This window comes from Cellulomonas sp. URHB0016, from assembly GCF_054057935.1.
On the sequence record NZ_JBSRZU010000001.1, the window covers coordinates 1,351,901 to 1,361,377 of the forward strand.

Annotated in this window: 11 protein-coding genes; all 11 read right to left on the reverse strand. The window is 69.3% G+C overall.

What is annotated here, in order from left to right; translation table 11 throughout:
* Positions 1–15: 15 nt before the first annotated feature.
* A complete protein-coding gene (gene rplW, locus ACVW07_RS06400) occupies positions 16–318 on the reverse strand; it encodes a 50S ribosomal protein L23 (protein ID WP_456818429.1) in 303 nt (100 codons plus the stop codon).
* Complete coding sequence (gene rplD / locus ACVW07_RS06405; RefSeq protein WP_456818430.1) at positions 315–1,004, reverse strand: 50S ribosomal protein L4; 690 nt, start codon at positions 1,002–1,004, stop codon at positions 315–317. Before rplD ends, rplW begins: the two co-directional genes overlap by 4 nt.
* Positions 1,005–1,008: 4 nt before the next feature.
* Positions 1,009–1,668, reverse strand: coding sequence for a 50S ribosomal protein L3 (gene rplC / locus ACVW07_RS06410; RefSeq protein WP_456818431.1), 660 nt, complete (start codon positions 1,666–1,668; stop codon positions 1,009–1,011).
* 22 nt (positions 1,669–1,690) lie between these two features.
* On the reverse strand, positions 1,691–1,999 hold the full coding sequence (gene rpsJ, locus ACVW07_RS06415; RefSeq protein ID WP_013117879.1) for a 30S ribosomal protein S10: 309 nt from the start codon (positions 1,997–1,999) through the stop codon (positions 1,691–1,693).
* Between the two features lie 312 nt (positions 2,000–2,311).
* Entirely contained in the window at positions 2,312–2,929 is a 618-nt protein-coding gene (locus tag ACVW07_RS06420; RefSeq protein ID WP_456818432.1) for a hypothetical protein, read from the reverse strand.
* 174 nt (positions 2,930–3,103) lie between these two features.
* Positions 3,104–3,889: a hypothetical protein gene (locus tag ACVW07_RS06425; RefSeq protein ID WP_456818433.1), complete on the reverse strand. Its 786-nt coding sequence runs from the start codon at positions 3,887–3,889 to the stop codon at positions 3,104–3,106.
* 165 nt (positions 3,890–4,054) lie between these two features.
* Positions 4,055–4,573, reverse strand: coding sequence for a hypothetical protein (locus tag ACVW07_RS06430; RefSeq protein ID WP_456818434.1), 519 nt, complete (start codon positions 4,571–4,573; stop codon positions 4,055–4,057).
* A gap of 166 nt (positions 4,574–4,739) precedes the next feature.
* Positions 4,740–5,933 (reverse strand): elongation factor Tu, encoded by a 1,194-nt coding sequence (gene tuf, locus ACVW07_RS06435; RefSeq protein ID WP_456818435.1) that lies wholly within the window; start codon positions 5,931–5,933, stop codon positions 4,740–4,742.
* A 120-nt stretch (positions 5,934–6,053) separates the two neighbouring features.
* Entirely contained in the window at positions 6,054–8,156 is a 2,103-nt protein-coding gene (gene fusA, locus ACVW07_RS06440) for an elongation factor G (RefSeq protein WP_456818436.1), read from the reverse strand.
* Positions 8,157–8,245: 89 nt separating this feature from the next.
* The gene (gene rpsG / locus ACVW07_RS06445; RefSeq protein ID WP_203747503.1) at positions 8,246–8,716 is read right to left on the reverse strand and encodes a 30S ribosomal protein S7; all 471 of its coding nucleotides are present in this window, start codon (positions 8,714–8,716) and stop codon (positions 8,246–8,248) included.
* The gene (gene rpsL / locus ACVW07_RS06450) at positions 8,716–9,087 is read right to left on the reverse strand and encodes a 30S ribosomal protein S12 (RefSeq protein ID WP_013770160.1); all 372 of its coding nucleotides are present in this window, start codon (positions 9,085–9,087) and stop codon (positions 8,716–8,718) included. Before rpsL ends, rpsG begins: the two co-directional genes overlap by 1 nt.
* Positions 9,088–9,477 lie beyond the last annotated feature (390 nt).

Sequence of the window (9,477 nt, forward strand, 5' to 3'; positions counted from 1 at the left end):
TTCTCAGTCCTTCGCTCAGCCGACCGGACCGCCGAAGATGTCGATCGTTCCCTCGCGGAGGGTGACGATCGCACGCTTCGTGTCCTTGCGGCGGCCGATGCCGAAACGGGTCCGACGAGCCTTGCCCTTGCGGTTCGCCGTGTTGACCGAGTCGACCTTGACGCCGAACACCTGCTCGACGGCGATCTTGATCTCGGTCTTGTTGGCGCGCGGGTCGACGAGGAAGGTGTACTTCCCCTCGTCGAGCAGGCCGTAGCTCTTCTCGGAGACGACGGGCGCGACGAGGATGTCGCGCGGGTTCTTGCCGATGTCGCTCACTTGGTGTCCTCCAGCTCAGCCTCGGAGGACGTGGCCACGGCGGACGCACCCTTGGGCGGGCCTGCGAGGAACGCGTCGAGCGCGCCCTGCGTGAACACGACGTCGTCCGAGATCAGGACGTCATAGGTGTTGAGCTGGTCGGAGACCAGCAGGTGCACCCGCTCGACGTTCCGCAGCGACTTCCACGTGATCTCGTCCGAGCGCTCGACGACGACCAGGACGTTCTTGCGGCCGGACAGGTTGTCCAGCACCGCGAGAGCGGACTTGGTCGACGGCGCGGTGCCCGGGGCGAAGCCCGAGACGACGTGCACGCGGCCGGCACGAGCGCGGTCCGAGAGAGCACCGCGGAGCGCCGCGGCCTTCATCTTCTTGGGCGTGCGCTGGGAGTAGTCGCGCGGCGTGGGGCCGTGGACGACACCACCACCGGCGAACTGCGGAGCACGCGTCGAACCCTGGCGGGCGCGACCTGTGCCCTTCTGCTTGTACGGCTTGCGCCCACCACCACGGACCTCGCCACGAGACTTCGTGTCGTGGGTGCCCTGGCGCGCCGCAGCGAGCTGCGCGACGACGACCTGGTGGATGAGCGGGATGTTGGTCTGCACGTCGAAGACGTCCGCGGGCAGCTCGGCCTGGCCGGCCTTCTTGCCCTCGGAGTCGACCACGTCGACGGTCAGCGTGTCGCTCATGCGGTCACGCACCCTTCGCAGCGGATCGCACGACGACGACGCCGCCCTTGGGGCCGGGAACGGCACCCTTGACGAGGATGAGACCCCGCTCGGCGTCGACCGCGTGCACGGTCAGGTTCTGGGTGGTCTGACGGGCAACACCCATCCGACCGGCCATCTTGATGCCCTTGAACACGCGCGACGGGGTGGAGGCCCCACCGATCGAGCCGGGCTTGCGGTGGTTGCGGTGCGCACCGTGGGAGGCGCCGACGCCGTGGAAGCCGTGACGCTTCATCACACCGGCGGTGCCCTTGCCCTTGGTGGTACCGATGACGTCCACGACCGAGCCGGCCTCGAAGGCGGCAGCGGTGAGCTCCTGGCCGAGCGTGAACTCGGAGGCGTCGGACGTACGGATCTCGGCCACGTGCCGGCGCGGCGTGACGCCGGCCTTCTCGAAGTGGCCCTTGAGCGGCTTGGTGACCTTGGTCGGCTTGATCTCGCCGTAGGCGAGCTGCACAGCGGCGTAGCCGTCGGTCTCAGCGGAGCGGACCTGCGTCACGACGTTGGTGCCGACAGCGACCACGGTGACGGGCACGAGACGACCGTTGTCGTCCCAGACCTGCGTCATGCCGAGCTTCGTGCCGAGCAGCGCCGTGACGGGGCGCTCGTTCTGCTGGGTAACCATGGAAATCAGTTCCTTCCCAGCGTCAGAGCTTGATCTCGATGTTCACGTCCGCGGGCAGGTCGAGACGCATGAGCGAGTCGACGGCCTTCGGCGTGGGATCGATGATGTCGATGAGCCGCTTGTGAGTACGCATCTCGAAGTGCTCGCGGCTGTCCTTGTACTTGTGAGGCGACCGGATGACGCAGAAGACGTTCTTCTCCGTCGGCAACGGCACCGGGCCCACGACCGACGCACCAGCGCGAGTCACCGTGTCGACGATCTTGCGCGCCGAGCTGTCGATGACCTCGTGGTCGTAGGACTTGAGCCTGATGCGGATCTTCTGTCCCGCCATGGCGTCGTGTACTTCTCTCTCTCGAACCGGCCCATCCGACCCCCGCGCTCGGGCGTGTCGCTCTGCGCGACGCACCACCCCGCTGCACACCTGTGACGGTGCGAGGGCCGTTGGTTGTTGTCGAGCCGCCACCATCAGGTGTTCCCCGAGGTCCGGAGGCTCTCCACACGTTTTCCGCACTTCCCGTGCACAGCGCGCGCGAGCGCACCACCCCGGAAAGGGCAACCTGAACAGTGTGCCAGACCTGGCCGAGATACTCCAATCCGCCCGGGCTGTGCGCTCCCGCACACCCACCGGGGCACCCGCGCGACGCTACCGGTCGGCGGGAGCAGCACCGGCCCGTCGGCGACCTCCCTGCGCCCACCGGACCGGCCGTCGGTCGACCCACCGGCCCACCTGCACGGGGACGCCGGCCGCCGCGGACGACGAGGCGAACCTCTCCAGCATCCCGGCGAACTGCCTGGACAGCGTCCGGTCCCCGCCCTTGTCCTCGACGTCGACCTCCAGGACGCAGCCGCCTCCCGCCAGCGCGAAGCCCCGCACGTTGACCGAGGTCCCGACGGGCCCCGCCCACTCGACGACGCCGGCGACCATGCCGGCGGCCTCCAGCGCGTCAGGGTGCCGCTCGCGCACGATGCACACCGGGATGCCGTCACGGCCGACGAGCCGCTCGACCCGCATGCCGACCGCGGACGCGGTCGCGACGAAGGCGTCCATCGCGGTCACCGCCTCGGAACCGACCGACACCAGGCACCGGGGCGACGTCATGAGTGCCGGCCACGGACGAGGCCCGCCCTCGTCGGTGCCGGACCACGTCCGGAGCCGGTGGTCCGTCGGCAGGACCGGTGCGACGTGGTCCGCGACCACCGCGCGCGCGGCACCCACGGCGAGGCCGGCGAGCTGGGACGCGACGGTCTGGAACGCGGACATGCGCGGAGTCTAGGGACGGCCTGCCCCGTCCCGACGACGCCGGCCCGACCTCGGGCCGACGACCACACGGACGGCCCAACCGCGCGGCGCGCGCCGGCGGACACCCCAGGGACCGGACGGCTCGGCTTCGGCGACGACGGACGGGGACGGTCACGGCGCGCGCCGGTAGCGCCGTCAGCCGCGGTCGACGACCAGCGATCCGAGGCCCCCACCGACCGTCACCTCGTAGTGGTCCGCGTCCGGGTCGAATCCCGACGTCGCGACCTCCGCACCTGCGCCGAGGCCACCCGTCGTCTCGCCGTCGACCGTCGCGGACCCCGCGCCGGACGTCACCGTGGCATGCACGCCGACGCCGTCGGGCACGTGGAGCACGAGAGAACCCGCACCGGCCCGCTGGTCGACGACCACGCGCCCCGACGGCCGGGGCAGGCTCAGCTCGAGAGTCTGCAAGCCCGACGACAGCACGACACCGTCCACGGCCACCTCCGCCAGCCCGGCCTCGACCTCACCGGCCCCCACCTGGAGATCCAGCGACCAACGCACGTCCCCCGCGAGCCGGACGGTCACCGTGCCGCCGCCGAGCGCGACGACCGGCTGCGCCCCGTCGGCGTCCACGGACACAGCCGTGTCGGCCCCGGTCGGCTCGACACGGACGAGATCACCGGCGGGGGCGTCGGTGCGGATGCGGACGGAGTCGGCGTCGCCGCTGAGCACCAGTCGAGCGGCGTCCACGTGGCCCCGGTCGACCGTGACGACCCCGTCCGGATCGGTCGCGCCACCGCCTCCGCCTCCGGGCGTCGCGCTCCATGGCCCCGGCTGTGTGAGCACCACGGCCGCGGCGACGAGGACGGCGCCGGCGACGAGAAGCCACCAGGTCCGTGGGCTGGTGGTGGCCACGGCGGGCGCGTCGTGCTCGGCTGTGGTCGTGCGCAGCGTGCGGCGCGAGGGATCGGTCGACATGGCCGCGACGGTACCTACCGCCGGCAGGGACCGCGCGGCAGCAGTCCCCCACGTACCCGTCCTCCGTGCCCGGCCTGAGCCGCCCGCGTGCGACCGGCGGCCGACCGCGCACGTCCGCGCCGTCACGGCACGCGACCTGGCGACGCCGCGCCGCACGGAGCGCGCTCACACGCGCGGAGCATCGGCCACCATCGAGTCGTACGGTCCGTGCTCGCTGATCGGCCGGAACGAGTCGTCGGTCGCCGAGGCGTGCAGGGCGGCGACGAGCGTGTCGACCGGTGGAAGGCCGAGGGCCTCACGCACCTCGGCGCGCGTCGCGTCCAGCTCCGGGAAGTCCTCCCGGATCTCGTCGTCGCAGGATCGGAGCCACTGGGGCAGGTCCTCGTCGAGCGGTCGGGAGAGGGCGTCGTGCAGGCTCGGCAGGCCCACGACCAGCGCCAGCGCGTCCCGCAGGCTGTGGGCGACCAGGCCGCCCTCGCCCTCGGACCCCGCGTAGACGACCGCACCTGACGGCGTCGTCAGGTACGTGCCGCCGGACGCGTCGCCCGCGATCGGGATCAGCCGGTCTCCGTTCCCCAGTCGCACGTCCTCGACCGGGTCGAGCCGGGTGACGTCGAAGTCGAAATGAACGGCCAGCTGCTCGGCGAGGGCCGCCGACTCCCTGATGCGCGCGAGGAGGTCCATGCGGGCATCCTACGAGCCGGAGTCGCCGCGACCGGCCGCCGCGACAGGCCGTCGCGACCGGCCCTCGCGCCCTGGACGAAGCCGACGAGAGTCGGAGCACGACGCAGGGCCCGGGAGCCGAAGCTCCCGGGCCCTGCGACGAACGATCAGCCCCGAAGGGCGGTGATCACTTGAGGATCTTGATGACCCGACCCGAGCCGACGGTGCGGCCACCCTCACGGATGGCGAAGCCGAGGCCCTCCTCCATCGCGATGGGCTGGATGAGGTTCACGTGGATCTCGGTGTTGTCGCCGGGCATGACCATCTCGGTGCCCTCGGGCAGCGTGATGACGCCGGTGACGTCGGTGGTGCGGAAGTAGAACTGGGGGCGGTAGTTCCCGTAGAACGGGTTGTGACGGCCACCCTCGTCCTTGGCCAGGATGTAGACCTGGCCCTCGAACTCGGTGTGCGGCGTGATCGAGCCGGGCTTGACGACGACCTGGCCGCGCTCGACCTCCTCGCGCTTCGTGCCACGCAGGAGCAGACCGACGTTCTCGCCGGCCTCGGCGTAGTCGAGCAGCTTGCGGAACATCTCGACGCCGGTGACCGTGGTCTTGATCGCCTTCTCCTTGATGCCGACGATCTCCACCTCCTCGTTCACCTTGAGCTTGCCGCGCTCCACGCGACCGGTGACGACGGTGCCACGACCGGTGATCGTGAAGACGTCCTCGATGGGCATGAGGAACGGCTTGTCGATGTCGCGGACCGGGTCCGGCACGCTCTCGTCGACCGCGTCGAGCAGCGCCTCGACGGACTTGACCCACACCGGGTCGCCCTCGAGCGCCTTCAGGCCGGAGACGCGCACGACCGGCACGTCGTCGCCGGCGAAGCCCTGCGCGGAGAGGAGCTCACGCACCTCCATCTCGACGAGGTCGAGGATCTCCTCGTCGTCGACCATGTCGGTCTTGTTCAGGGCGACGAGCAGGTAGGGCACGCCGACCTGACGGGCGAGCAGGACGTGCTCACGCGTCTGGGCCATCGGGCCGTCGGTCGCGGCCACCACGAGGATGGCGCCGTCCATCTGCGCCGCACCCGTGATCATGTTCTTGATGTAGTCCGCGTGACCCGGCGCGTCGACGTGAGCGTAGTGACGCTTCTCCGTCTGGTACTCGACGTGCGCGATGTTGATCGTGATACCGCGCTGCTTCTCCTCCGGCGCCTTGTCGATCTCGTCGAACGGCGTGAAGGGGTTCAGGTCCGGGTACTTGTCGTGCAGGACCTTCGAGATGGCAGCGGTCAGCGTCGTCTTGCCGTGGTCGACGTGACCGATGGTCCCGATGTTGACGTGCGGCTTCGTCCGCTCGAACTTCGCCTTGCCCACTGGGTGTCCTCCTCAGGACTTGGTAGAGATTGCCCGTCTGCTGGTACCGGACGGTACCTGCCAGGCGTGCGGTCCTACGGGTCGGTTGTGTGATGGAACTACAGGTGTCGACCTGTGGGACTACTCGCCCCGGGTCTTCTTGATGATCTCTTCTGCCACGTTGCGAGGAACCTCGGCGTAGCTGTCGAACTGCATCGAGTACACGGCGCGGCCCTGGGTCTTCGACCGCAGGTCCCCGACGTACCCGAACATCTCGGAGAGCGGCACCTGGGCGCGGATGACCTTCACGCCCGTCGCGTCCTCCATGGACTGGATCATGCCGCGGCGCGAGTTGATGTCGCCGATGACGTCACCCATGTACTCCTCGGGAGTACGGACCTCGACGGCCATGACCGGCTCCAGGAGGACCGGGTCGGCCTTGCGGACCGCTTCCTTGAGGATCATCGAGCCCGCGATCTTGAACGCCATCTCCGAGGAGTCGACGTCGTGCGAGGCACCGTCGAGCAGGATCGCCTTGACGCCCACGAGCGGGAAGCCCGCCAGCACGCCGAGCTGCATCGCGCTCTGGATGCCGGCGTCGACCGACGGGATGTACTCGCGCGGGATGCGGCCACCGGTGACCTTGTTCGAGAACTCGTACAGCTCGCCCTCGGCGGGGTCCAGCGGCTCGAAGGACATCTGGACCTTCGCGTACTGGCCCGAGCCACCGGTCTGCTTCTTGTGGACGTAGTCCATCTTCTCGACCGTGCGGCGGATCGTCTCGCGGTACGCGACCTGCGGCTTGCCGACGTTGGCCTCGACCTTGAACTCGCGACGCATGCGGTCCACGAGGATGTCGAGGTGGAGCTCGCCCATGCCGCCGATGACGGTCTGGCCGGTCTCCTCGTCGTGCTTGACGCGGAAGGTCGGGTCCTCCTCGGCCAGCTTCTGGATGGCCACGGAGAGCTTCTCCTGGTCACCCTTCGTCTTGGGCTCGATCGCGACGTCGATGACCGGCTCGGGGAACGTCATGGACTCGAGCACGACCGGCGAGCCCGGGTCGCACAGCGTGTCGCCCGTGGTGACGTCCTTGAGGCCGATGAACGCGTAGATGTGACCGGCCGTGGCGTCCTCGACCGGGTTCTCCTTGTTGGAGTGCATCTGGAAGAGCTTCCCGATGCGCTCCTTCTTGTTCTTGGTCGAGTTGAGCACCTGGGCGCCCTGCGCCACCTTGCCGGAGTACACCCGGACGTAGGTGAGCTTGCCGAAGAACGGGTGCGAGGCGACCTTGAACGCGAGGGCCGAGAACGGCTCCGTCGAGTCGGGGTGGCGCTCGACGACGAGCTCCGGGTCCTTCATGTCGTGGCCCTCGACCGCCGGGACGTCCAGGGGCGTCGGCAGGTAGTCGATGACGGCGTCGAGCATGGGCTGGACGCCCTTGTTCTTGAACGCCGAGCCGCACAGCACGGGGTAGGCCTCGGACTTGACGGTGAGCTTGCGGATGCCGGCCTTGATCTCGGCGACCGTCAGCTCCTCGCCACCGAGGAACTTCTCGAGCAGCTCGTCGTCCGTCTCGGCGACGGCCTCGAGCAGCTCGGCCCGGTACTTGTCGGCCTTCTCGACCAGGTCGGCCGGGATGTCCTCGACCTCGTACTTCTCGCCGAGGGCCGTCTCGCCGCGCCACACGAGAGCGCGCATGGTGACCAGGTCCACGACGCCGATGAAGTCGCTCTCGGAGCCGATGGGCAGCTGGATGACCAGCGGCTTGGCCTTGAGGCGGTTCACGATGGTGTCGACCGTGAAGTAGAAGTCCGCGCCGAGCTTGTCCATCTTGTTGACGAAGCAGATGCGCGGGACGTCGTACTTGTCGGCCTGGCGCCACACGGTCTCCGACTGGGGCTCGACGCCCTCCTTGCCGTCGAAGACGGCAACGGCGCCGTCGAGGACGCGCAGCGAGCGCTCGACCTCGACCGTGAAGTCCACGTGGCCGGGGGTGTCGATGATGTTGATCTGGTTGTCGTGCCAGTAGCAGGTCGTCGCGGCGGACGTGATCGTGATGCCGCGCTCCTGCTCCTGCTCCATCCAGTCCATCGTCGACGCACCGTCGTGCGTCTCACCGATCTTGTAGTTGACCCCGGTGTAGAACAGGATCCGCTCGGTGGTCGTCGTCTTGCCGGCATCGATGTGCGCCATGATGCCGATGTTGCGGACCTTCGTGAGGTCCGTCAGCACGTCCAGTGCCACGTGAGTTGCCCCTTGTCGGTTGGCTTGGGTGGCGCCACCGGTCCGGTCCGGAGAACGGACCGGCGGCGCAGCGCCCGTGGGTGCCGGGATTACCAGCGGTAGTGCGCGAAGGCCTTGTTGGACTCGGCCATCTTGTGCATGTCCTCACGGCGCTTCACCGCGGCACCGAGGCCGTTGGACGCGTCGAGGATCTCGTTCATGAGGCGCTCGGTCATCGTCTTCTCGCGACGAGCGCGGGAGTAGTCGGTGAGCCAGCGCAGCGCGAGCGTGGTCTGGCGGACCGGACGCACCTCGACGGGGACCTGGTAGGTCGCACCACCGACGCGGCGCGAGCGGACCTCGAGCGACGGGCGGACGTTGTCCAGCGCGCGCTTGAGCACGACGACCGGGTCGCCCTGCGTCTTCTCACGCACACCCTCGAGGGCGCCGTAGACGATGGCCTCCGCGACGGACTTCTTGCCGTCGAGCAGGACCTTGTTGATCAGCTGCGTGACGACCGGGGACCCGTAGACCGGGTCGACGATGAGCGGCCGCTTCGGGGCCGGACCCTTGCGAGGCATCAGCCCACCTTCTTCGCGCCGTAGCGGCTGCGCGCCTGCTTGCGGTTCTTCACGCCCTGCGTGTCGAGGGCGCCGCGGACGATCTTGTACCGGACACCCGGGAGGTCCTTCACACGACCGCCGCGCACGAGCACGATCGAGTGCTCCTGCAGGTTGTGGCCGACGCCCGGGATGTACGCGGTGACCTCGACCTGGCTCGAGAGACGGACGCGCGCCACCTTGCGGAGCGCGGAGTTCGGCTTCTTCGGGGTCGTGGTGTAGACGCGGGTGCACACACCGCGTCGCTGAGGGCTGCCCTTGAGGGCAGGCGTCTTCGACTTGTTCGTCTTCGCCTGCCGGCCCTTGCGGACCAGCTGCTGGATCGTAGGCACTACGTCTCCGTCTGTTGGATGTCACTCTGGTCGACCGGCACCCGTCACCCTGGACGGCCGGCATGCTCGGGGATCGTCGCCCGTCGCGCGACTACCCCGGAGGTCGTTCGTCCCGCACCGACCCCCGCGCTCGGGCGTGTCGCCCCGCTCTCCGCACCCGCCACATCCGCAAAGCTGCCTTGGCGGAGAGACGGCGCGGTGGACAAGGACCACCCGATGCTCCCGGACCGCCGTCCCGGCCGACAGCCCCTATCGAGGCCTGACCAGGAAGCTTCCACCGAGTGCATGCGCGAGAGCCCGACGGCGCGGGCACGGTGTCCTACGTTACCGGGCGCCGCTGGAAGCGTCAAAGCGGCGATCGTCACGTTCCGGCAGCATCGAGGCAGGCAC

Bases quoted from the DNA above. Each gene is read 5' to 3' on its own strand.
- ACVW07_RS06420 (WP_456818432.1), bottom strand. From the start codon at position 2,929: ATGTCCGCGTTCCAGACCGTCGCGTCCCAGCTCGCCGGCCTCGCCGTG.
- ACVW07_RS06425 (WP_456818433.1), bottom strand. From the start codon at position 3,889: ATGTCGACCGATCCCTCGCGCCGCACGCTGCGCACGACCACAGCCGAG.
- ACVW07_RS06430 (WP_456818434.1), bottom strand. From the start codon at position 4,573: ATGGACCTCCTCGCGCGCATCAGGGAGTCGGCGGCCCTCGCCGAGCAG.
- rplD (WP_456818430.1), bottom strand. From the start codon at position 1,004: ATGAGCGACACGCTGACCGTCGACGTGGTCGACTCCGAGGGCAAGAAG.
- rpsG (WP_203747503.1), bottom strand. From the start codon at position 8,716: ATGCCTCGCAAGGGTCCGGCCCCGAAGCGGCCGCTCATCGTCGACCCG.
- rpsJ (WP_013117879.1), bottom strand. From the start codon at position 1,999: ATGGCGGGACAGAAGATCCGCATCAGGCTCAAGTCCTACGACCACGAG.
- rplC (WP_456818431.1), bottom strand. From the start codon at position 1,668: ATGGTTACCCAGCAGAACGAGCGCCCCGTCACGGCGCTGCTCGGCACG.